Source organism: Pseudoalteromonas sp. TAE79 (assembly GCF_000498015.1).
Lineage (GTDB): Bacteria > Pseudomonadota > Gammaproteobacteria > Enterobacterales > Alteromonadaceae > Pseudoalteromonas.
Window position 1 is genome coordinate 119,857 of the sequence record NZ_AUTL01000266.1, and the last position, 22,376, is coordinate 142,232.

23 protein-coding genes and 1 pseudogene are annotated in these 22,376 nt (G+C 39.5%); 5 read left to right on the top strand and 19 right to left on the bottom strand.

Features of this window, described 5'->3' with window-relative positions:
- Window positions 1–61: 61 nt before the first annotated feature.
- From L655_RS0121350 to L655_RS0121425, 16 genes and pseudogenes are all read right to left on the bottom strand, one after another.
- A complete protein-coding gene (locus L655_RS0121350; protein ID WP_024606223.1) occupies window positions 62–484 on the bottom strand; it encodes a flagellar protein FlaG in 423 nt (140 codons plus the stop codon).
- Window positions 485–631: 147 nt separating this feature from the next.
- Window positions 632–1,468 (bottom strand): flagellin domain-containing protein, encoded by an 837-nt coding sequence (locus L655_RS0121355; RefSeq protein WP_024606224.1) that lies wholly within the window; start codon window positions 1,466–1,468, stop codon window positions 632–634.
- Between the two features lie 308 nt (window positions 1,469–1,776).
- The gene (locus tag L655_RS0121360; protein ID WP_024606225.1) at window positions 1,777–3,300 is read right to left on the bottom strand and encodes a flagellin; all 1,524 of its coding nucleotides are present in this window, start codon (window positions 3,298–3,300) and stop codon (window positions 1,777–1,779) included.
- Window positions 3,301–3,598: 298 nt separating this feature from the next.
- Complete coding sequence (gene flgL / locus L655_RS0121365) at window positions 3,599–4,864, bottom strand: flagellar hook-associated protein FlgL (protein WP_024606226.1); 1,266 nt, start codon at window positions 4,862–4,864, stop codon at window positions 3,599–3,601.
- A 2-nt stretch (window positions 4,865–4,866) separates the two neighbouring features.
- Entirely contained in the window at window positions 4,867–6,963 is a 2,097-nt protein-coding gene (gene flgK / locus L655_RS0121370) for a flagellar hook-associated protein FlgK (RefSeq protein ID WP_024606227.1), read from the bottom strand.
- Between the two features lies 1 nt (window position 6,964).
- Window positions 6,965–7,981, bottom strand: a complete 1,017-nt coding sequence (gene flgJ, locus L655_RS0121375) for a flagellar assembly peptidoglycan hydrolase FlgJ (protein ID WP_024606228.1) — start codon at window positions 7,979–7,981, stop codon at window positions 6,965–6,967.
- Between the two features lie 166 nt (window positions 7,982–8,147).
- A complete protein-coding gene (locus L655_RS0121380) occupies window positions 8,148–9,242 on the bottom strand; it encodes a flagellar basal body P-ring protein FlgI (protein ID WP_024592771.1) in 1,095 nt (364 codons plus the stop codon).
- Window positions 9,243–9,253: 11 nt separating this feature from the next.
- Window positions 9,254–9,937: a flagellar basal body L-ring protein FlgH gene (gene flgH, locus L655_RS0121385; protein ID WP_002959418.1), complete on the bottom strand. Its 684-nt coding sequence runs from the start codon at window positions 9,935–9,937 to the stop codon at window positions 9,254–9,256.
- A gap of 16 nt (window positions 9,938–9,953) precedes the next feature.
- Complete coding sequence (gene flgG, locus L655_RS0121390; RefSeq protein ID WP_002959420.1) at window positions 9,954–10,742, bottom strand: flagellar basal-body rod protein FlgG; 789 nt, start codon at window positions 10,740–10,742, stop codon at window positions 9,954–9,956.
- 21 nt (window positions 10,743–10,763) lie between these two features.
- Window positions 10,764–11,507, bottom strand: coding sequence for a flagellar basal body rod protein FlgF (locus tag L655_RS0121395; RefSeq protein WP_024606229.1), 744 nt, complete (start codon window positions 11,505–11,507; stop codon window positions 10,764–10,766).
- A gap of 157 nt (window positions 11,508–11,664) precedes the next feature.
- Entirely contained in the window at window positions 11,665–13,032 is a 1,368-nt protein-coding gene (gene flgE, locus L655_RS0121400; protein ID WP_024606230.1) for a flagellar hook protein FlgE, read from the bottom strand.
- A gap of 59 nt (window positions 13,033–13,091) precedes the next feature.
- A pseudogene (locus L655_RS01000000125995) lies at window positions 13,092–13,764 on the bottom strand (flagellar hook assembly protein FlgD).
- Window positions 13,765–13,777: 13 nt separating this feature from the next.
- A complete protein-coding gene (gene flgC / locus L655_RS0121410; protein ID WP_010553247.1) occupies window positions 13,778–14,209 on the bottom strand; it encodes a flagellar basal body rod protein FlgC in 432 nt (143 codons plus the stop codon).
- 5 nt (window positions 14,210–14,214) lie between these two features.
- A complete protein-coding gene (gene flgB / locus L655_RS0121415; RefSeq protein ID WP_024606231.1) occupies window positions 14,215–14,622 on the bottom strand; it encodes a flagellar basal body rod protein FlgB in 408 nt (135 codons plus the stop codon).
- A gap of 145 nt (window positions 14,623–14,767) precedes the next feature.
- On the bottom strand, window positions 14,768–15,598 hold the full coding sequence (locus tag L655_RS0121420; RefSeq protein WP_010553245.1) for a protein-glutamate O-methyltransferase CheR: 831 nt from the start codon (window positions 15,596–15,598) through the stop codon (window positions 14,768–14,770).
- Between the two features lie 17 nt (window positions 15,599–15,615).
- Window positions 15,616–16,551 (bottom strand): chemotaxis protein CheV, encoded by a 936-nt coding sequence (locus L655_RS0121425; protein WP_010553244.1) that lies wholly within the window; start codon window positions 16,549–16,551, stop codon window positions 15,616–15,618.
- A gap of 140 nt (window positions 16,552–16,691) precedes the next feature.
- Here L655_RS0121425 and flgA point away from each other — a divergent pair, with 140 nt between their 5' ends.
- From flgA to L655_RS0121440, 3 genes are all read left to right on the top strand, one after another.
- Window positions 16,692–17,399: a flagellar basal body P-ring formation chaperone FlgA gene (gene flgA / locus L655_RS0121430; RefSeq protein WP_024606232.1), complete on the top strand. Its 708-nt coding sequence runs from the start codon at window positions 16,692–16,694 to the stop codon at window positions 17,397–17,399.
- Window positions 17,400–17,475: 76 nt separating this feature from the next.
- Complete coding sequence (flgM, locus tag L655_RS0121435; protein ID WP_024606233.1) at window positions 17,476–17,796, top strand: flagellar biosynthesis anti-sigma factor FlgM; 321 nt, start codon at window positions 17,476–17,478, stop codon at window positions 17,794–17,796.
- Window positions 17,789–18,220, top strand: a complete 432-nt coding sequence (locus L655_RS0121440; protein ID WP_024595784.1) for a flagellar protein FlgN — start codon at window positions 17,789–17,791, stop codon at window positions 18,218–18,220. The genes flgM and L655_RS0121440 overlap by 8 nt, the downstream gene beginning before the upstream one ends.
- Before the next feature lie 150 nt (window positions 18,221–18,370).
- Here the strand turns inward: L655_RS0121440 and L655_RS0121445 are convergent, their stop codons facing one another.
- Window positions 18,371–18,637, bottom strand: a complete 267-nt coding sequence (locus L655_RS0121445) for a hypothetical protein (RefSeq protein ID WP_024606234.1) — start codon at window positions 18,635–18,637, stop codon at window positions 18,371–18,373.
- Between the two features lie 208 nt (window positions 18,638–18,845).
- Window positions 18,846–19,304 (bottom strand): LPP20 family lipoprotein, encoded by a 459-nt coding sequence (locus L655_RS0121450; RefSeq protein WP_008168853.1) that lies wholly within the window; start codon window positions 19,302–19,304, stop codon window positions 18,846–18,848.
- Window positions 19,305–19,434: 130 nt separating this feature from the next.
- Between L655_RS0121450 and L655_RS0121455 the strand changes: the two genes are divergently transcribed.
- Window positions 19,435–20,628 (top strand): flagellar assembly protein FlgT, encoded by a 1,194-nt coding sequence (locus tag L655_RS0121455; protein WP_024606235.1) that lies wholly within the window; start codon window positions 19,435–19,437, stop codon window positions 20,626–20,628.
- Here L655_RS0121455 and L655_RS0121460 read toward each other — a convergent pair.
- Window positions 20,625–21,524, bottom strand: coding sequence for a LysR substrate-binding domain-containing protein (locus L655_RS0121460; RefSeq protein ID WP_010553232.1), 900 nt, complete (start codon window positions 21,522–21,524; stop codon window positions 20,625–20,627). The two genes, L655_RS0121455 and L655_RS0121460, sit on opposite strands and share 4 nt — an antisense overlap.
- A 112-nt stretch (window positions 21,525–21,636) precedes the next feature.
- On the opposite strand from L655_RS0121460, the gene L655_RS0121465 reads away from it, so the two are divergent.
- On the top strand, window positions 21,637–22,365 hold the full coding sequence (locus tag L655_RS0121465; RefSeq protein WP_024606236.1) for a glutathione peroxidase: 729 nt from the start codon (window positions 21,637–21,639) through the stop codon (window positions 22,363–22,365).
- Window positions 22,366–22,376: the final 11 nt, after the last annotated feature.

The window sequence follows — 22,376 nt, forward strand, 5'->3', positions numbered from 1 at the left end:
ACCTTACCCCTTTAAACACTCAAAAATAAACTAACTCAATATTAGTAATGCAAACTACCGATTAAACTGTTTGGTCAATTAAAATACCTGCCGATTCAGACAACTTAGACACTAAACTTAACACTTCTTCCGAAGGGTATTGTTTAATCACATCGCCAGTGCTTTTGTCGAGCACCTTAATTACATCACGGCCTGAATCTTCATCAACTTTAAATTGTAAGCTGCGGTTCATTTCACCCATAAAATCCTGCAATTGTTGCGCCATTTGTTCTAGTTGTTCACGCTCTAACGGCTGAGCAGTAACTTCTTGGTTATTTTTTTCGTATTGATTTTGCTGTAATTGTTGTTGATTTTGTGTATCAGCTTGCTTTACATCGTCAACAGCGCGTTCAGTTAGCGAACTAGCTGCTTGGCCAGCTACTTTATCTTCACCCGCTAGCGGGGTTGGTAATGTAACTTCTGCATTGGAATTAATGGTATTCATAACAGATTCCTATTTATTAGTTAATTAAACAATAGCTCAATTAAAACCCTTAAACCACAAAAGGAGGTAGCTAAAGCCACCTCCTTTATTGTAAAACTAATACTGACTTTATGTACTAGCTAAACATTAAGCTATTACTTTAACTTATTAACCTAATAAGCTAAGCGCTGCTTGTGGTAACTGATTCGCTTGCGACAAAATTGACGTACCTGCTTGTTGTAAAATTTGGTTTTTAGTCATTTGTGCTGTTTCGGTTGCAAAGTCAGTATCTTGAATTCGACTACGTGATGCAGATACATTTTCTTGAATATTTGCAAGGTTACTAATAGTATGACCAAAACGGTTCTGCACCGCACCTAAATCTGCCCGCTGTGCATCAACCTCCTTAATCGCAGCATCTATTGAATCTAACGCTGCATCTGTATCACCCGAATCTGAACCTATATTGACTGCATCAACATTGAGACCATCAGCACCTGCGGTCATATCACCAATTGTAAAATCAATAATTTCTTCTTTATTTGCGCCTATTTGGAAAGTAAATGTACCATCAGTTCCGCCAGTACCATCAAGTAGCTTCTGCTCACCAAAAGAAGTTGTTGTCGCGATACGTGTTATCTCTGCTTTTAAAGCTGTTACCTCTGTATTTAGCGCATCTTGATCCTCCGCTGAGTTCGAACCATTCGCTGATTGAAGAGTCAATTCTCTCATTCGCTGCAAAATAGTTGTCGTCTCATTTAGAGCTCCTTCAGCAGTCTGCGCCATTGAAATACCATCATTTGCATTTCTTTGTGCTACACCTAAACCGTTTATTTGTGACGTTAAACGGTTTGAAATTTGTAAGCCCGCAGCATCGTCTTTTGCACTATTAATACGCATACCTGATGCTAAACGTTCCATCGATGTTGCTAAACCCTCCCCTGAACGTGCTAAATTACGTTGGGCGTTTAGTGAAGATACATTTGTGTTTACTGTTATAGCCATGATAAGACTCCTAATTACTTTCGTAATGTTGCTATTTTAATTTAACCAAGAGCTGTCACAAATGTATGCTCAGCTCCGTACTGATTAATTTAACGGCAGGAGGTTGATTATCTTTAGGGGTATTTTGAAAATAAATTAGTTTATTTATTTAATAGAACATAACCAACTGTTTTAAAGCGTAAAACATTTATTTATTAATTTTTATAACACATAAAGTGATGTTTCAAATAATTTTACTACCTCAAAAAACAAAAACGCACTTCAAATTGAAGTGCATTTATATAAACAGTTACGAGTAAACTAAATAATTAGCCACCTAATAAACTAATTGCCGCTTGAGGTATTTGGTTAGCTTGCGATAAAATTGACGTACCCGCTTGTTGCAATATTTGGTTTTTCGTCATTTGTGCGGTTTCAGTAGCAAAATCTGTATCTTGAATACGGCTACGCGATGCAGATACGTTTTCTTGAATGTTAGCAAGGTTACTGATTGTATGACCAAAACGATTTTGCACCGCACCTAAATCAGCACGCTGACTATCTACTTGGGCAATTGCAGCATCGATGATTGCTAGCGCATCCTGCGAGCCAGATTGAGACGTAATATCAACCTCATCAACACCAACAGAAATACTTGAAATACCAGTATCAACACTCGCTGCTGCAACAAGTGCATCATCATTACCTGTTACAGTAAAAGATTTTGATGAATTTAACTGAATTGCACCAAGTACTCGAGTTGAATCCGCACCAGTACCATCATCTGCGGTGTCTGCAGTTATAAGAACTGGCGCTGCAGCTTTAGTCCCATCATATCCTATTGCTGTAATATTAGCAGTTAGCGCTGTGCTTGCAACGCCATCATCAGAAACTGCAAAGTCTTCAATTAAAATGTCATCACCATCAATGTCTTCTAAAATAAGCTCATTATCTTCATTTAATGACGCTGATACACCTGTAGTTGCGCTTTGCGCGTTTATTGCATTTGAAATATCGCTTAAACTAGCGTCAGCATTTATGGGTTGACCATTCAATTCAAAAGATACTGTATCTTCAGTTGCTACGTAACCTGCACCTAAAGCGAACTGAAGTTGCGTTTTAGCTGACGCCTCTACTCCTGTTTTGTTAGAAATACCATTAATATCTGCCGCTGCCGTTTTCGCAGAAGAGCCAGCCTGCAATGCAACAACTTCATCTTCACCATTTGAGCCTTTAATCGTGTATTGCATAGTAGTGGCAATAGGATTGGCACCAGCAGCATCACCAGATACTGCAACAGCTTGACCAAAACCGTCAGCTGATTGCAGGTTAACTTGTTTAGTACCTATGTCTTCTGCTGCGACACTTGACAAGGAAACGTTGATTGTTTCATTTGCGTTTGCGCCGACTTGAAAAGCTTTAGTACCAAAGTTACCATCTAGCAGTTGCTGGCCACCAAACGAAGTTGTATCTGCAATACGTGTTAACTCTACTTGTAGAGCCGAGACCTCCTTCTGCAGCGCATCACGGTCATCTGCAGAGTTTGAACCATTGGCTGATTGTAATGCTAGCTCTCGCATTCGCTGCAAAATATTAGTAGACTCTTGCATTGCCCCTTCAGCTGTTTGCGCCATTGAAATACCATCGTTGGCATTTCGTTGTGCTACAGCTAAGCCATTTATTTGTGATGTTAATCTGTTTGAAATTTGTAGGCCGGCGGCATCATCTTTTGCGCTATTGATACGCATACCTGATGATAAACGCTCCATCGAAGTTGCTAAGCCTTCACCTGATTTATTAAGGTTACGTTGTGCGTTTAGTGACGACACATTAGTATTTACTGTTAATGCCATTTTACCATCTCCTAGGTTTAAACAGAGTGTGGTTCAACACGATTTAACAGGAACCACTGTTCGATAATTTCTTACAATAAGAAAAGCATTTACTGTGCCAACTTTAATTCATTTTTAAGCCATTGTTTTTAAATGAAAATATATAATTTATTGAATTGTAAATAAAGAGTGAAGTTATTTGGAAGGGAGTGACAATTTTTTGCCGCGGTTTTGTAGCAGGTTATTGCCGCGATTTTGTAGCAAGTTATTGCCGCTTTAAAGTAGGTAAAGCGGCAAGGTATTTCTGCTTATAATCTGCTTATAAGTAATCGAATAATGAAAGGTTAGTTAAACGGCCAAAAGTGGCTTGCGATGCTTGCAGTGCCGTTTCTTGTTTGGTTAGTTCGCTAATAGCTTCTGCCATATCAACTTCAACTAAGTTAGAGCGATTACTTTTATTTTGAATATCGAGCGCTAAGTTTGAATCGCTTACTCTTTCAAGCGCGTTCATACGACCGCCTAAACTTGATTGGGTAAACACCACTTGCTCACTCGCATTTTGTAATTGCACTAAGCCATCAGCAAGTACTTGCTGAAAGTCATCACCTTTAAGTGCGCCATTAAGGCCGGTAATAAGTGATTGCAGTGTATTGAGTACGTTTTCTTTGCCTGGTTTTTCAAGGCTAAAATCGAGTTGACCTGGTGCTGTGCCTTCAAATTCAATTTTCATACCTGCAAAATCGATAGGCTCATCAGTAACTTCACCTGTTACTGCGGGGGTTAATGCTGCGCCGTCTCGGTATATTTCGTAGGTTTGTGGATCTGTTGCTGTAGCACCAGGGCTTACTAATACACTATATGTATTTGCTGTTGCTGAAGCTGTTGGGTCTGCGTTGTAATTTGCTTGATGAAACTTATCAAACTCAGCTTGCCCGTCAACATACACTGTACCAGCCGTTACGTTATTAGCAGGTACTAGTGTAGGAATTGAAGCAACATTTGATTCTACATTTAATCGCGCGTTAGTTTTTTCAAACGTATCAAAGCCGTTATCACTCGCTTTAATTGATACGCCTTCAGCTATAGTTATTTGGTGCTGGCCCTGGTCGCCATTATAGGTGTACTCACCCGCTGCAGAATCAAACTGATACGGCTGCGTGCTGTCTTGATATCCTGAAAATATGAATTTTCCATCTTCTGATCGGGTGTTCATTAAGTTAGCTAACGTTTGTTGAATGCCACTAAGTTCTGATGCAAACGTCTTTAAATCATCTTTAGTATAAACACCATTACCTGCCTGAATAGTGAGCTCTTGTGCTTGTTGAATATTACTATTTATGCTTTGTAATACGCTTTCTTCTGTTTCTAGGCGGCCATTTAGCTGGTTAATATTTTTAGTGTATTGCTCATTAGTTTGTATTTTATTTGAATACAGCATAGCTTGCGAAATAGCAGCTGGCGCTTCTGAGGTAGATAAATACTTTTGCCTAGTATTTACTCGCTCTTGAGCATTTGCAACACCTTGTTGGTTGTCGAGTATTTTATTTATGTTGTTTTGGTACATTAGATTATTTGATAAACGCATAATTACCTCGCCGCATTTAATAAGGTGTCAAAAATTTCTTGAGCTGCTGCTAAAACTTGTGCTGATGCTGAATATGATTGTTGAAAACGCAGTAAATTTGCGGCCTCTTCATCAAGATTTACTCCAGATAACGACTCGTACCATGCCTCAGATTGCTGTGCTAGAGCGTCAAATGCAGCGCCACTTGTGATTGCTTGACCAGTTACAACACCTACATCGCTCACTAATCCTGAATAAGCTTGGTTGAACGTTTTATGGTTGTCGGCCGTTGCTGTTGTTTCTACATTTAAACGGACTAACTCACCATTTTGTAAATCTGCTAATTTTAAACCATTACGGTTATCGTCAAAGCCGCCTTTATTTGCCTCTATTGTGAATGAATCACCTAATGCTGGTTTGCCTTGAATGTCAAAATCAAAGCCTAACTCTTCCGCTGTAAACGCTGTAATATCAGTTAGTTCACCTGCATCTTCCGCTTGTGCAATTATATTTTTACCTGAAGAGTCAATTGCAAAAGAGTCTGTCGTATTTGTACCATCACTTAGAGTATACATATTAGGCTCTTCTACTTTTTTTAATGTTAGCGGCTCTATGCCTAAAGGAATTGACAGGTTTAAAGGTTCACTCGTAAAGTTTGAGATATTTGTAACACTGCCAGCAGAAATAGCGCCGCTACCGGTATTATTTATAGCATCGGCGGTGCGTATTGGCGATGCTAACGCTAGGTCTTCACCGCGCCCAGTGGCGAGAGTAATATTAGCTGCGGCTTCTGAATTGAGCTTAATTTGAAATTTATCGCCTGGATTACCAGTACCATTAATTTCTAGTTTTAAGCCAAATGAATCTTCAACTGTAGGTGGTTTTGGCGGCGTTGCATTAGGATCACCGGGTGTAGCTGGTTGTATAGCATCTTCACCTATGATGTTATTTGCAGGAATAACGGCTATGGCCGCATGGCCTATCGGCTCGCCTTTATTATCGATTGGCTGAATACTCACTTCGTTTGGATTATCAGTATAAGTCACAATAAAGTCACTGGCCGGTAACTCCTTGCCTTTACCGGGTTCTACTGTTGCACTAACCCCAGCACCACCGGTATTAGCTTGATAGGCAAAGCCTTTTGCCGTAGGAATAGTGAATATATCGCCGCCCAATTTACCGTTAGCATCCATTCCTAAGTGATTTTGCTGATTAAATGCATCTGCTAACGCTAAACCCATTTGGCCTATTTGATTTTGCGCAGGTACTAAAATATCGTCTCTGAAGGCAAGTAAACCACCTATTTTGCCTTTTAATTTACTGGCATCAACTTCAAGCGGCACAGCTTTGCCGCCATTAACGTCAAGCGTGAATTCTTTAAAATTAGGATCAGGATCGCCCGTCATCGAAAATAAGTTAAATGCGCCATTTTGCATGACAACCGCTTCGCCTGTGCCCATAAAAACGAGTTTTTCGCCATTTGGACCATCAAGCGTTTCTATGTCTATTAGCTCTGATAAGTCGCGTATTGCTTTATCGCGTTCGTTATAGGTAGAGCTCGCATCTGCGGCGTTATTAGTGCCGTTAACGGCTGCAATATTTTGATTTAGCGTGCTAATACTTTGAATGAGTGAGTTTGCTTCATCTGAAAATATTTCGAGCTGCTCGTTCACTATACTTTTTTGATCAAGCACGATGCCCGAAAGCCTATCCATTTGATCAATTAAGCTTTGCGCATCTGTCATTACTAATGAGCGAGCAACAGTAGATGAGGGCTGATTTAGCGCTTCTTGCACGTTATTAAATAAAGAGTTAATACCAGTCGAAAGATTATTCGACTCTTCAGAAAAAATAGTATCAACTCGATTAGCCTCAGTAATAAATTGATCGAAAAACGATTTATTAGAGGTGTCACGATTTAGCTGTGACTGAGCAAACTCATTTAGTAATCGGTATGTTTCGCCTCGCCCTACTTGGTTGTCAACCATAGTAGTAAACTCTGTACGCTCACGTACGTAACCCACGGTATTTACATTGGCGATATTTTTACTTGTCGTTTGCAGTAGCTCCGAGCTTGCTCTAACCCCAGAACTGGCAATGTTTAATAAATTAAACGACATGTTACTCTACTCCTTGGCGGATCACGTTTGCCGCAATGTCTTTTAGCTGGCTGCTATTGAGCACATTTTTTATTTTGCTGGCGTAATTTGGATCGGTTGCATAACCTGCTTTTTGTAATGAATCTAAAAAGTCATTTGGTTTTGCTGTATTTTGTAATGCTTCTTTGTAGCGTGGGTTTTGCGTTAAAAAATCAACGAAGTCGTTCACACTATCTTTAATTGAATCGTAGGCTCTAAAACTGGCTTGTTTTTTAACGGGTGTGCCTTGCTCAAACTCAAGCGTTACTTTGCTTGCTTTATCGCCTTCCCAGCTTTTATCTGACTTGATATTAAATAAGTTATTTGAACTGCCGCCGTCACTTTTATTAATAATGTGCTTACCCCAACCGGTTTCAAGTGCCGCTTGTGCAACCATTACCGCAGGGTTTAAACCTATTTTTTGTGCTGCAGTTTTAGCGTGTTCCCACACTGAACTTACAAACTCTTCTGCATTTTTAAAGGTTGGGCTATCGGCTTTAGACTCTGCAGTATTAACCTTAGGCTCAGCAATATCGGCCTTAGTACTCTTAACGATAAGATCGGGTTGATTATTTTTTTGCTCATGAGGAAGCGCGGATCCGACTTGTGTATCGCTAAAAATATCGTTGGTTGTTCTAAGCACCGAGCCTGGCATAAAGTTTTTAGACTCAGGCGATAACTGCTGAACAATTAAATCGGCAAGGCCTAACGAGCCATTTGATGAAAGCTCTGTTGAAAGTTGCTGATCGTGCATTTCTTCAAAAAACTTTACGCCACTTGAATTAAATGGACTGTCTTTGTCTTCAAATGCTTCGTTAGCTTTGCGCATTCCTTTGAGCAGCATTTGCGTAAAAATAGCTTCAAATTGTGCGGCCGCTTTTTTGAGCGCAGCTTTAGAGGCATCAGTTGATGCATCGCCACTCGTTAAGGCTTCTTTACGAAGTGAATCTAAGTTGCCTAAATCAAAAAAGTTTTGTTTATCGAGATGATTAGTTTCCATCGGCTTTTTGACACAAAATGAATAATGCAGTTAAAAATGCAAAAATTGAGCCACTACCGATAAAACAAGGAAGATAAAAATAATAAACTTAAGTTGCTGTAAATAAAAAGCCCTAATTTCAAAAATATAGGGCTTAAGTAATACGTTATTTATTGGCTTGGGTTATTTATATAACAACTAACTGTCCGTTAATTGCGCCGGCTTCTTTTAGTGCTTCTAAAATAGCCATTAAGTCACCAGGCGCTGCGCCTACTTCGTTAATTGCGCGAACTAAATCGTCAAGGCTTACACCTGGGTTAAATACAAAGGCGCGCGAGTCATCTTGGTTTACATCAATAATACTTTGCTGGGTGACAACTGTATCACCGTTTGCTAGCGGATTTGGTTGCGACACATTTTGTTGTTCTGCAATAGTTACGGTTAAGCCACCGTGCGTAATAGCCGCAGGCTGAAGCTTAACGTTCTTGCCAATCACAATGGTACCGGTGCGCGAGTTAACGATAATTTTAGCAGCCATGTCAGCTGGCTTAAATTCTAAGTTTTCGAGTGTTGATAAATACGATACACGCTGGGATGCATCGCGTGGTGCTATAACACGAATGGAAACTGAATCAATTGCTTGTGCGCTATTTGGGCCAACTAAGTCATTAATTGTTTTTTCTAGGCGTTTTGCCGTTGTAAAGTCTGGGCGGTTTAAGTTAAAGGTAATGTAATCACCTTGCATAAATGGGCTTTCTACAGTGCGTTCGACTGTTGCACCATTAGGTATACGACCAACGGTAGGGGTATTAATTACAACCTTACTGCCATCAAGGCCTTGTGCGCCTAAGCCACCGACAATTAAGCTACCTTGTGCAATAGCGTACACGTTACCGTCTACACCCTTTAAAAAAGTTTGTAGTAAAGTACCTCCACGTAAACTGCCTGCACTACCAATAGAAGAAACCGTAATATCTATTGTTTGCCCGGGTTTTCTAAATGCAGGTAATTCTGCATGTACAGCAACAGCAGCAACATTTTTAATTTTAGGACTTTGAGTTGAAGGTAGCGTAATACCAAAGCTGTTCAACATGCCTCTAAAACTTTGTTGTGTGTATGAGTTTTGCTCGCCGGTGCCCGGTAAACCAACCACTAAGCCATAACCGACTAATTGGTTAGAGCGTACACCTTCAACCATAGACACATCTTTTATGCGCTCAGCACTGGCAGTAAACTGCCAACCTAATAACACAACTAAACATAAAGCTTTAAGGCTATTCATGTTGTTACCCTCTAAAATGGAAACAGCGAACTGCTAAAGAAACGTGTAAGCCAACCAGGACTTTGCGCCTCTTGCGTTTGCCCTTTACCTGAGTATTGAATACGTGCATTAGCAATGCGGTTTGATTCAACCGTATTATCGGCGCTTACGTCTTGAGGGCGTACTAGCCCTTCTAAACGAATAAACTCTTCGCCGGTATTAAGCGTTAGCCATTTTTCGCCGCGTATAACTAAATTACCGTTAGGTAAAACGCGCATAACATTTACCGAAATATCGCCTACTAAGCTGTTTGACTGGTTTGATTTTGAATCGCCCGTAAACGACGAATCACTACCAATACCAAACTGAATACTATCGCCACCTATATTTACAGGTAGACCACCTAATCCAATAACGGGATCTAAGCTTGCGTCAGTTTCTTTGTCTGTTTCTGTTTTAGCGGCTTTTGTTGCTTGAGTAGACTCTTGCAATTTAACCGTAATTATATCGCCAGTACGTAGCGCTTTTTTATCGGAATATAAGTCGTTTGATGTATGAGTATTAAACAATGAACCTGTGGCTACCAGCGGCTCTAAAATAGGCTCGGGGTACATAGGTGCGTAGTAAGGGTCGTCCTGCACTACTTCACTATTTTGCGTAGACATACAGCCACTTAAAAATAATGTGCCCGCTGCAAATAAAATAATATTACGCATAATTCCCCCTACTCTATTAAAGCTGTTGATTAATGTAACTCATCATTTCGTCAACGGCCGAAATTACTTTTGAGTTCATTTCGTAAATACGCTGAGTTTCGATTAGATTTACTAGCTCTTCAGTTACATTTACGTTTGAAGTTTCAAGAGAGCCTTGAATAATGCTCCCTAACCCTTCAACACCCGGGTTACCTTGTACCGGCGCACCACTTACAGCAGTTTCGGTATAAAGGTTTTGACCAATTGGCTCAAGGCCCGATGGATTAATAAAGTCACTAATTGTTAGCTGACCAATGACCACGTTATCGGCTTGCCCTGCAACACGTACAGATACTTCGCCGTCTTGCGAAACTGTAATTGATTGCGCGTCATCAGGTACATTCATTTCTGGCTGAATAACGTAACCAGCGCCCGATGTTACAATTCGTCCATCGCCATCAGTAGTAAACTGACCATTGCGCGAGTAAGCAATATTGCCATCTGGTTGCAGTACTTCAAAAAAGCCTTCGCCAGAAATCATCCAATCTAGTGAGTTTTCGGTGGTCAACATGTTGCCTTGCGTAAACTCTTTTTGGTTAGCTACAACTTTAGCACCCGCACCTAACATTAAACCCGACGGCATTTCGGTATCTTGCGATGAACGACCACCTGGTTGATTAATATTTTGATAAAGTAAATCTTCAAATATAGCGCGGCTTTTTTTGTAACCTACGGTACTCGCATTCGCTAAATTATTTGAAATAACCGATATATCGGTTTGTTGAGCGTCTAGCCCAGTTTTACTGATCCACAATGCTGGATTCATAATCGTGTCCTCACTTTAAAGTTAAACTATGCGTAATAACTGATCTTGACGCTCGTCAATTTCTTCAGCTGTTTTCATTAATTTCACTTGTAATTCAAATTGGCGCTGGTGGCTTATCATGTCGACCATTTCGTGAACAGGGTTCACATTCGACATTTCAAGCGAACCACTTAAAACTTTTACATTGGCAGAGGTATCTACTGTTACATTTGCTTTTGGTCTAAATAAACCATCGTTACCTTTTTCGAGCTGTGAGCTATTTGCTTCTACCACTCTAAGCGTATCTATTTCTTCTAAAAAGTTAGCGGGAGCGCCTTGTGGTCGTACTTGAATAGCGCCATCTTGGCTAAACCCTATTTTTTCGACTGGGACGGGTAGAATAACAGGTCCCCCTTCGCCAATTACTTGACGACCACCGCTGGTTACTAACATGCCTTGCGCTGTAATATTGAGCGTACCTACTTTGGTATAAGCTTCGTTGCCTGAGGCATCTTGCACGGCAAGCCAAGCGTTATCACTCATCGCGATATCTAAGTCGCGCCCGGTTTGAACAATGCCACCCGATACCATGTTAGAACCCGGACGCTCTTGCATTGAAAATACACGGGTAGGTAAACCTTCGCCAAACGCTTGCATAGAACGCGCCTGCGCAAAGTCGGCTTTAAATCCTGTTGTATTTGCATTCGCCAAATTATTGGCTTTAAGCGCAAGCCCTTGTAGGCTTTGCTTAGCGCCAGAGGCCGCAATGTAGACCATTTTGTCCATAGTATCGACTCACATAAAAAATCTCTGAACTTATAAATGCAAAATAGGTGCCAGATTAAATTTGACGCAACATTGAGAGGTATTTAGAACGGCTTACAAAGAGGACTTATAAAAAAGGCTGCAAAAATGCAGCCTAATATATTCAATGGGGTTTAACTTATCGAATCTGCAAAATACTTTGCTGAATTGTTGAGTTAACTTCAAGCGCACGTGAGTTTGCTTGGTAATTACGCTGTGCAGTAATTAAGTCTACAAGCTCATTAGTAAGGTTAGTATTTGATTGCTCAAGTGCTGATGAGTTGATTCCACCAAACGTACCCGAACCAGCTTCACCCGCTACAGGTTCACCTGAATCAATACTTTGCTTCCAACTTGTATCACCCACTTGTGATAACCCTTGTGAGTTTGGAAAACGTACCATAGCCACTTGGCCTAAAAATGTTGAGTCGCCATTACTGTAAGAGGCGACAATTTTACCGTCTGTGCCTATATCAATTCCGGCTAAACGGCCAACCGTTGAGCCATCTTGATCAAGTGCTTTTACTTCAAAACCACTTGAATACTGAGTAGGAATACGCCCTGCTGTGTTATTTTCATCGCGCCAGTTAAGTTCAATACCAGTACTTGGGAAAGTTGCACCATTGTCTAATAATGTTGATAAACCAGCACCAGAACCCGCTGGTAGTAGTATTTCATCAAAAGTAGTTGTATTTGTATTTGCCACACCACCTGTTGTTGATGGCAAACCACTTGAGTTAAAACCAAGAGTTGTAAGTGGCGCATAAGTTGCTGTTGTTTGTTCTTCACCGTTACTGCCAACTACCTTGCCATCGAGTGTTGCGTATACATCCCAGCTATTTTCAGCACCAGTTGGAGATGCAGGATCCTGCTTCGCAAAAAAGTACTGTAAAATGTGCGGCTCACCTAGTGAGTCATATACCGTTGTTGACGTAGATGAGTTATAAGTACCACTAGACGTAGGGTCAAAATCTAGACCTGATGGATCCGCCGTTGCATCTAAATTAAACGACAAAAATACATTTTCTGTTGCGCGAGGAGAACCAGACGAATCAGGGATTTGAATTGGATCAGTTGTGCTCAAACTTACCGACGTTGTATCACCTGTAGATGAATCAACTGGGAATGCTTGTAAAAAGTTACCTTTAGCATCTACCATAAAGTTATCTTGGTTAAGCTTGAATGCACCTGCACGTGTATATGTTAAATCTTGCGAAGATAAATCGTCGGTCATCGCAAAATAACCTTCACCAGTGATTGCTAAATCAAGTGAGTTATTTGTAAATTGCAGTGAGCCTTGGTGAAACTGCTGCGCAACCATGGTTGTTTGTACACCATCACCATTTTTAGTCTTACCAGAGCTAAATACTGATGAAGCGTAAACATCAGCAAACTCAGCGCGTGACTCTTTAAAACCTGTGGTATTAACGTTGGCAATATTATTTGCCGTTACGTCTAAATCTTTTTGCGCGGCAGCAAGGCCGGTTAATGCAATATTGAAGCTCATAATTCACCTCTAACCTGTTAGTCTGTGGCCTGCTAGCAGGCGAAAAATACTAAAATTTATTACGCGATTTCTGCTACATCTGTCAGCCTAACCGCACCTTCTTTAGTGTTAATAATAATGCCACTTGAGCCATTAATATTAACGCTTTCAATGTTTTTAAATGTAGCAATGGGCAAGCTTGAAAATTCGCCGTCAGTGCTTCCTTCAGCGGTTACTGAATATTCACCTTCAGGTAAACGCTCACCGGCTTCATTTTTGCCATCCCACGCAAAGCGAACTGCACCTGCTGATTGAGAACCCATATCAATAGTTCTCACTAGCTGACCCGATGCATCTGTCACTTTGATTTTTAAGTTATCAACGGCTTCTTCTNGAGCCTCTGGCATCACCCGTTTCATTTAAATCAAGAGTATTTGACTCAAGTAAAGCTTGTTTGCCTACAAGTGTAGATGCTTGCAGTGCTGAATTAGATGTCATTGAAGAGGCTAAAGATTCAAAGTTAGTATTTAAATCTGTAATCCCTTGCGCCATTGTAAAGCTCGTCATTTGAGCAATCATTTGGTCATTATCCGCAGGATTACTGGGATCCTGATACGATAATTGCTGAGTTAACAAAGAAAAAAAGTCTTCTTGCGTTAACGCATCACTTTCACCATCGCTGGTCGCTACTTGCTTTTCTTGCCAGCGTATAGAGTCTAAATAGGATGAAGATGTACTAATATCGTTACTCATAACCTACCCTCGGTTACCGCTGCCCTAGCAACAGTGTTTTACTTAGCATTTGCTTTGCTGCATCAGCAACTTGCACGTTTGTTTGGTAAGAACGAGAGGCAGAAATCATATTTGCCATCTCCTCTACAACATTAACGTTGGGTTTATAGATATAGCCATTTTCATCCGCACTTGGATGGTTTGGGTTATATTCAATTTGTAATGGTGCATCGCTTTCAACAATGCCCAAAACTTTAACACCAACTGCGGAGCCCTGCTGATTACTTGCTGATGCTGAAGCTTTTGTTAGCTCAGCCGCAAATACAGGTTGGCGCGCTCGGTACGTTTTGTCTTGAGATGAACTAATGGTATTAGCATTAGAAATATTACTAGCTGTAGTATTTAAGCGAACGTTTTGTGCGCTCATACCCGAACCTGCAATATCAAAAACATTATATAAACTCATAATTTTTATCCTTGACTACCGAGAGCTTTATTCAGACCCTTGAATCTGCCGCTTAAAAATTGCAAGCTGGCCTGATACTCCATAGCATTCTGTGTATACAAGTTTCGTTCCACTTGTATATCAACCGAGTTACCATCGCCCGTATCTGATTGATTTGGCAAACGAAATGATTCAGAGTTGCCCATACTATGAGTACCTCCACCAATGTGTTTATCGTTAGTTCTTACCATGGTATTGCCGCTTTGCTGGGTTGACCTTGCCGCTTTTAATGCCGAGGCAAAGTCTATATCTTTTGCTTTATAGCCAGGCGTATCAGCGTTAGCTATATTAGTTGCAATTAATTCTGCTCGCTGTGAACGGATCAACATGGCTTGCGGATGCACACCTAATGCTTTATCAAAACTGATAGCCATAACCTTCTCCAAAAAATTGACTTACCCATGGATAAAGCAAAAAATAAGCCATTTATAATAAGGAGAGTTATATTTTTATAAGGCCATGTATCTAAATAGAAAAAAGACGCTGAGTGCGTCGTTTTAGGGAAAGGAATTAGCTTAATTATTTCTTTTGGTAAATAATACCGGGGTTGCATCTAACCATATCAAACTCAGTACTTAAGCCAGTCAAGGACTCTGACGCACCTAAAAACAAGTAACCTTTTGGATTTAACGCTTGTGCAAACTGATTAATAATTTTAGCTTTTATTTCAGGAGCAAAGTAAATAAGTACATTACGGCAAAAAATAATATCAAACTTGCCCATTAACGCGTACGAATCAAGCAAATTTAAATGCCTAAAACTAACTTGTTTTTTTATTGTATCGTTTACTTGTGCCATACCGTTGCCGCTATCTTTAAAAAACTTTTTACGACGTTCTGCCGATAAGCCTCTGGCAAGTGCAAGCGCGTCGTATTCTGCATTTTTACACATATCAAGCATGGTATTAGATATATCTGTACCAATAATTTGCGCTCCCATACGTAGCACGCCAGGTTGCTTAGCTTGAAACTCGGCAACCGACATAGCAATCGAGTAGGGTTCTTGCCCTGATGAGCTGGCAGCAGACCAAATTTTTAATGGTCTTCTTAACTCTTTAAACTCAGGGAATAATTTATTTTGAAGTAATTCAAATGGGTATTGATCTCTAAACCATAACGTTTCGTTTGTGGTCATTGCATCAACTACAGCGGCTCTTAATTGCCGCTCATGAAGGCCAAGTGTTTTACTTACTAATTGTGATAAAGATTCCACATTAAATCGAGCCATGAGTGGAGCAAGTCGACTTTTAACTAAGTATTGCTTGTTTTCACCTAAAACAATACCGCATTGCTGCTCTAAAAACGAACGAAACTGGTCGTATTCACTTTGCTGCAAATCTTTATTATTCAAATCAATAACACCTATTTTTATTGGTCACTATGGACCCATTTTTTAACCGCAGTTGCTAACTCATCAGGGTTAAATTTGGCGATAAAGTCGTCAGCACCTACTTTTTCTATCATTGCTTGGTTAAACACACCACTCAATGATGTATGTAAAATAACATGTAATGGTGCAAGCTTAGGATCTGCTTTTATTTCAGCTGTTAATGTATAACCGTCCATTTCTGGCATTTCAACATCAGAAATAAGTAATGCAACTCGCTCAGTAATGTCATTTTTACAATCAAGTTCTGCTATTTCTTTAAGCCTAATTAAAGCTTCTTTACCATTTTTAGCAAGCTCTGTTTGCACGCCTAACGGCTCTAGGGCACGTTTAACTTGGTTACGCGCAACAGCGGAGTCGTCTGCAATAAATACGATACGCTCGCCTAAGTCTTTTTGAATGTCGCCACTTTGTGCAACTTCAGCACTTACTTCTGTATTTACTGGGCAAATTTCGTTGAGAATTTTTTCTACGTCTAAAATTTCTACTAATTCATTCTCGATTTCGGTCACGGCTGTTAAATATGAATAACGCCCGGCACCTGATGGCGGTGGCATTATTTTTTCCCAATTCATATTTACAATACGCTCAACCCCGCCCACTAAAAAACCTTGAACCGAGCGGTTGTACTCAGCAATGATGATAAAACTGTCTTTAATATTTTCTATTGGGCGCCCGCCTACAGCCATCGACAGGTCGATTACTGAGATAGTTTGACCACGAATATGAGCAACACCACGAATATAAGCATTCGATTTTGGCATACTTGTAAGTGGAGGACATTGCAATACTTCCCTCACTTTAAATACATTAATGCCAAAACGCTGACGCCCTCTGAGCTTAAATAAAAGTAATTCTAGGCGGTTCTGCCCAACCAACTGCGTGCGTTGGTTTACTGAGTCTAAAATGCCTGCCATTCAAATCTCCTAAAGAAAACAAATAATGCGGAACGATAATTGCTTCCTATTAATAAAGCTACATAACATCGCGGGAGCGTCTACTTTTTGACGCAAAATATTTATACCCTGTTTGAAACCATAAGCATAGTCGAAACATTATGAGTTTGTTAAAAAAAGTCAGAAGATACAGTGTTTTTTATTTTGTTGCTAGCCTCTGCTTTGCATTCCCTTTGCAGGCCAAAGTATTTAGCAAAGATTTATTACAAGAGATGGCTGTTGCTTATATAACTGAGCAGATTGGTATATTAAAAAATACTAATATGCAATTAAGTGCACTGCCTTTAGATAGTCGCATTCCTGATCGTATTTGTAATTCTGACCTTGAATTATCAACTTCCGATGAACCACCATTTAACCGCCAAGTAACTTTACAAGCTAAATGTAATGATGCTCAAACATGGGCTCAATATGTCCATGTAAGAGTTGTTGAAATGGCGCCTGTTGTTGTAGCAATTGCTAACTTAGCTCGTGGTGAGGTAATAACTAAATCGCATTTGAGTGTTGAAATGAAACCAACTCACTTTGTAAGAGTGCAATATTTAGATGATCCCACAATTTTAATAGGTAGCAGAAGTAAACGAAATATTAGAAGCGGGATGCCCGTTTTACTAAACCAAATTTGTATGGTTTGTAAGGGGGATTCTGTTAATATTTACGCAAACCTCAGAGGCCTTAGAATTAAAACAACAGGTATTGCATTAGAAGACGGTACTTTGGGCGATCAAATACAAATTAAAAACAAAAAGTCAGGTAAAATTTTAAATGCGCGAGTAGATGGTGTAGAGTCTGTTCAAGTAAATATTTAATTTAGATTTATACTAAAGTATCCTACGTATATGCCGATAACTTGGCATAAGTTGGGTAATATACAGGTTTATTATTATGGTTAGTCAAGTTAATGGTAGTAATCAACAAGCTAATGCACTTACAAATGCAAAGCAACAACAAGTTGATTTAAAAAAAGATAATGCAAATACACAAGCTGCTCAGGCTCCTTCGCCTAAGGCTGCAAGTGATTCTGTAAGTTTAACGCCGCAAGCGCAGCAATTAAAAACGCTTCAAGATAAAGCACAGCAATCACCTGGCTTTGACAGCGATAAAGTTGCTGAGCTTAAAAAAGCAATAACTGAAGGTAAATACCAAGTGGATAGTGAAAAGCTTGCCAAAAATTTAGCTGATTTTGAGTTTAACGTATATGGCTGATCATAATAGTTTAATTAGCGTAAAACTAAACCAACAAGTAAGTTGTTTAGACTCTTTGCATACGCTATTAAACGACGAGCTTACTGCTATTGCCTCACGACGTGGTGCTGGTTTAAAAGAAATTGCCCAACAAAAAATGTCTTTTTTAACTAAGTTAAGCACTCTTGATAAAGAGCTAAGTAAGCTAATTGCTAGTAACGACTCACAAAATCCTGAAATATCTGAGCTAATAAGCCAAGTTAAAACTCAACTTGCACAATGCCAAAAACAAAATAACGTTAATGCTCATGCTGCCCGCCAAGCGCAACTAAGTGTTAAACAATTAAAAGAGATATTAATTGGCGCACCAACGTCAATGACCTACGATCAAGCCGGTAAATCTGTAAATACCGAGAGTAAACTGGTTCGTAACTTAAAAGCTTAAGCCCCAAATTTTACATTAAAAAAGCCTTATTGACTTATCAATAAGGCTTTTTTAATGTCCTTTATTCTTAAATTTAGTTATAAATAATACCAATTCACTTAATTATGTAAGCCCCCCCCTTAATAAATAATTAGGGGGGCTTTATTGGTATTAAATATCCGTTTGATTATTACTACTTTCAATTAAGTGTTTAATCATTTCCTCCGATTGATTTTGTACATCAACTGCAGGTGCTGCTGTATCAATGCTTCCCCCGCTTTGGGCTGGGGTATAAGCAATTGCAGAGCCTTCGTCTTCAACCAGTGTATTTAGCGCTATAAGCTGCTCTGCATCTTCGTTCATGATTACATCATCAATATTAAGCGGCTCCGCCGAACTCATTTGCACCGTTTGCTCAGGTGTTGATAGACCACTCAAGTTACCTAAATCTATCGTTTCAGTGCTTAATATGTTGTTGCTTGAAAGCAGATAAAACCTTTGTTATTGAACGATCTAAAATAAGTGGCAATAAAATACATCTGTTGAGCACTACGCAATCTGATTAAAAATTAATCCTAACAACAGCATAGCACTCAATATAAGAGGATGAGATATTTTGAATAACTTTTTTAATTAACTGGGCTATTTAGTAATAAGTTACTTTTTTAACTTCGCGTGGTTTTACTTCACCTATGTATAAATCGTGCACACGCTTCATATTAAGCTCAAGCTCGGTCACGTAAGTGTCATCTACTGCGTAAGTTTTAATTATTTGTGCACCTTTAATAAGCCCCTGCACTTTACTTTCTAGGTAATCGTCTTGAGCAATTGAACCTTCCACCGTTGTTCCTGCGGTAATTTTTTGCCCATATACTTGTTCAGTAAGCTCGCGGTAAGCCTCAAGCTTAGAAGCTTTAATTGCCATAAGTTGCTTTTGCGACGCGTTAGCGCCTTTTTGTAAGCTAATAGGTGCATACCCTATCGCTTTTAAAACTGGGTAATTATTTGGCTCTACATATTTATATTCAACATGCTTATCAAAAACGCTGCTACAACCACCTAAGGTTAAACACCCAAGTGTAATAAGTAATGAAATCGCTCGCATAGCATCTAGCCCTTGTATAGTAATTAGCAGTACATATGCACGTTTAATGCCATTTATAGTATTACCAAATAACATTGGTACAGTCCTTGCTCTACCTAGTTAATAGCTAACGTTTAATTGGAGTAAAAGTATGAAGTCGTTTTTATCATTGGCATTTGCAGGATTAAGTGTAACGGCATTATTAACTTTCTCCCCTTTTACTAAAGCGCAGTGGTATGAATCAACAGGCCATGCGAACGTTCAAAATGGTGATACGAGCGCAGCTAAATCTGCCGCTATAAAAGATGCGATTACACAAGCGTTAGTGTTCTCTGGCGCACGGGTTAGCTCGGTGCAAACCTTGGTAGATGGCGTGTTAATGCAAGATCAGCTAAAAATTAGCAGCCACGGCGAAATTCAAAAAATTGAACTGATCAGCGAAAATAAATACGACAATAAATTTGCTGTTACATTACGACTCGATATTTTTTCTCAAACAGAGCAATGCCCACAAAATAGTTTTAATAAGTTTGTGGCCGTTACACAAAGCCAACTTGTTCATCGTGAACATGCCAAAATGGGTCAAATATTTGACGTAAGCAAAGCGATTAGCAAAAATATTTTTACCTCTCTGCAAAAATCAAAAATGAGCGCAGTGCCTATTGCTTACTATAATAATGCAATAAGCGTTGATAAATACTTTTCGCAGCAGCACGACTATTCAAACGCTCAATTAGAAGAAATATCTTCGCGCAGTAACGCTCAATATGTTCTGCTTAGCCAAATAACCAGCCTTTCGACTAGCGACAAACTCAATAACGATTATGCATTTTGGCAAGACGAGGCGTATGAGCGCAGTTACAACATTGAGTTTGCACTGTTTGATGGCACTACCTATGAGCAACTTTGGCAAAATAGTTACCATACTGAAGCAATTTGGCCATTTGAAAAAACAACCATAGTTGACGTTAATAGTGATAGATTTTGGCAATCGCCTTATGGGCAAAGCATAACCGATATCAACCAAGCAGTAAGTTATGACATTCAAGCAGCCATGGCGTGTTTACCTACTCAAGGTAAAATAATGCATATGGAAAATAGCAAAATCGTTATTAACTTGGGTAAAGCTCATGGGTTAAAAAAAGGCCAAATGCTAAGCATTGCGCACCATAACTATTTAACCGACGCGGCAGGTAATGTTATGCCGCACACCATCACCACGCTTAATAAAATTCGTGTAGAGCAGCTTTATCAGCAAACCGCAGTAGCAGTCAGTATTGATGAAAAACCGCTACCTGGCGTGCAAATTAACGATGTAGTAGAAATAATCAGCCAAGATCTTTAGAGTTTTTTACTCAATTTAGCTTTTAAATTAGGGTGAGCCGATAACCACTCGCCCAATTGTTCTACACCAGATAAATGCGGATAATGCTTTCTGCATGCAAACACCACATTACGCTGCTGATTAGGGAATATAGGCAAGTAATCAATCCCTACACGGTCGGTACATGCCAACTTTGGTACAAATGTAATACCGTCATCCATGGCCACTAACGCTAATAATGTTTCTAAACTATTACCTTTATACTGGTTAGATACATCGACTCCTGCAGAAAAACAAAACTTTTGGGCTTGATCTTTAAAGCAATGACCATCACTTAACATTAATAGGCTGCATCCTTGAAGATCGCTCAGCGCTACTTTTTTATGCTTAGACAGCGCGTTATCGTGTGATACCGCCACTAAAAAATCTTCTTTGTATAAAGCAACCGTATGGTAATTAATAAGCTCTGGCACATCGGCTAAAATAGCAAAGTCGAGTTCCCCCTTGTTTAAAGCTTCTAAAATTGTTGCTGTTTGCATCTCAATAAACGAAAACTGGCTATCAATAAATGCCGCTTTCATCGATGTTAATAACGCAGGCAACAAGTAAGGCGCAATGGTAGGAATAATACCAATAGTTAATTTACCTTGTAGAGGCTCATTAGAAGTAGCAGCAAGTTCTTTGAGTATTTGCGTTTGTTCTAAAATAATCTCTATTTGCGTCAACAAACGTTCACCTTTAGCTGTTAAGGTAACTTGCTTGGTTGAGCGATCAAACAAAGTAACGCCAAGCTCATTTTCGAGTTTTTTTACTTGGCCACTTAATGTAGGCTGACTAACAAAACATGCATCGGCAGCTTTGCGAAAATGTTTATATTGCGCTATTGCTTTTACATATTCAAAATCTTTTAAGTTCATATTCAGCTCTACGTGATAGTTTATAACTATCAGTTTAATACAAACAAACGATTGGAACTATATTTAATTATTCACCATAATGGCTATCAACAAATCAAGAGGAACAAAAACTATGTTAAACAATATCGAAGGTCAAACGATCCCAAGTGTTACATTTGCAACTCGTCAAAATAACGATTGGAAATCAGTAACAACAGATGACATTTTTAAAGGTAAAACTGTTGTAGTTTTTTCACTACCAGGTGCATTCACACCAACATGTTCATCAACTCACTTACCACGTTACAACGAATTAGCAGGCGTACTTAAGCAAAACGGCGTTGACGAAATTGTATGTTTATCAGTAAACGATACCTTTGTAATGAACGCATGGGCTGAACATCAAGAAGCGCAAAACATTACTTTATTACCAGACGGCAACGGCGAATTTACTGACGGCATGGGCATGTTAGTAGACAAGAACGACCTAGGCTTTGGTAAGCGCAGCTGGAGATACTCTATGCTTGTTAAAGATGGCGTGATTGACAAAATGTTCATCGAACCAGATTTACCAGGTGACCCGTTTGAAGTATCTGACGCAGACACAATGCTTGATTACATCAACCCTAAGCAAGCTAAACCAGAGCCAGTAACTGTATTTACTAAACCTGGTTGTCCGTTCTGTTCAAAAGCTAAAGCGCTTCTTACAGAAAAAGGCTTTGCATTTGAAGAAATTGTTATGGGCTCAGGCGCATCACTAACAAGCCTTAAAGCAGTATCTGGCCGTGAAACCGTTCCACAAGTATTTATTGGCGGTAAGCACATTGGTGGCTCAGACGATTTAGAAAAATACTTTGCTTAATTAATAATTTT

Coding starts and splice junctions, on each gene's coding strand:
- flgB (WP_024606231.1), bottom strand. CDS start 14,622: ATGGCTATCAGTTTTGATAAAGCATTAGGTGTGCATCCGCAAGCCATG.
- L655_RS0121425 (WP_010553244.1), bottom strand. CDS start 16,551: ATGGCAGGCATTTTAGACTCAGTAAACCAACGCACGCAGTTGGTTGGG.
- flgA (WP_024606232.1), top strand. CDS start 16,692: ATGAGTTTGTTAAAAAAAGTCAGAAGATACAGTGTTTTTTATTTTGTT.
- flgC (WP_010553247.1), bottom strand. CDS start 14,209: ATGAGTTTATATAATGTTTTTGATATTGCAGGTTCGGGTATGAGCGCA.
- L655_RS0121360 (WP_024606225.1), bottom strand. CDS start 3,300: ATGGCATTAACAGTAAATACTAATGTGTCGTCACTAAACGCACAACGT.
- L655_RS0121465 (WP_024606236.1), top strand. CDS start 21,637: ATGTTAAACAATATCGAAGGTCAAACGATCCCAAGTGTTACATTTGCA.
- flgE (WP_024606230.1), bottom strand. CDS start 13,032: ATGAGCTTCAATATTGCATTAACCGGCCTTGCTGCCGCGCAAAAAGAT.
- L655_RS0121380 (WP_024592771.1), bottom strand. CDS start 9,242: ATGAATAGCCTTAAAGCTTTATGTTTAGTTGTGTTATTAGGTTGGCAG.
- flgL (WP_024606226.1), bottom strand. CDS start 4,864: ATGCGTTTATCAAATAATCTAATGTACCAAAACAACATAAATAAAATA.
- L655_RS0121350 (WP_024606223.1), bottom strand. CDS start 484: ATGAATACCATTAATTCCAATGCAGAAGTTACATTACCAACCCCGCTA.
- flgK (WP_024606227.1), bottom strand. CDS start 6,963: ATGTCGTTTAATTTATTAAACATTGCCAGTTCTGGGGTTAGAGCAAGC.
- flgM (WP_024606233.1), top strand. CDS start 17,476: ATGGTTAGTCAAGTTAATGGTAGTAATCAACAAGCTAATGCACTTACA.
- flgG (WP_002959420.1), bottom strand. CDS start 10,742: ATGAATCCAGCATTGTGGATCAGTAAAACTGGGCTAGACGCTCAACAA.
- flgH (WP_002959418.1), bottom strand. CDS start 9,937: ATGCGTAATATTATTTTATTTGCAGCGGGCACATTATTTTTAAGTGGC.
- L655_RS0121440 (WP_024595784.1), top strand. CDS start 17,789: ATGGCTGATCATAATAGTTTAATTAGCGTAAAACTAAACCAACAAGTA.
- L655_RS0121450 (WP_008168853.1), bottom strand. CDS start 19,304: ATGCGAGCGATTTCATTACTTATTACACTTGGGTGTTTAACCTTAGGT.
- flgJ (WP_024606228.1), bottom strand. CDS start 7,981: ATGGAAACTAATCATCTCGATAAACAAAACTTTTTTGATTTAGGCAAC.
- L655_RS0121455 (WP_024606235.1), top strand. CDS start 19,435: ATGAAGTCGTTTTTATCATTGGCATTTGCAGGATTAAGTGTAACGGCA.
- L655_RS0121460 (WP_010553232.1), bottom strand. CDS start 21,524: ATGAACTTAAAAGATTTTGAATATGTAAAAGCAATAGCGCAATATAAA.
- L655_RS0121395 (WP_024606229.1), bottom strand. CDS start 11,507: ATGGACAAAATGGTCTACATTGCGGCCTCTGGCGCTAAGCAAAGCCTA.
- L655_RS0121355 (WP_024606224.1), bottom strand. CDS start 1,468: ATGGCTATAACAGTAAACACAAATGTATCTTCACTAAACGCCCAACGT.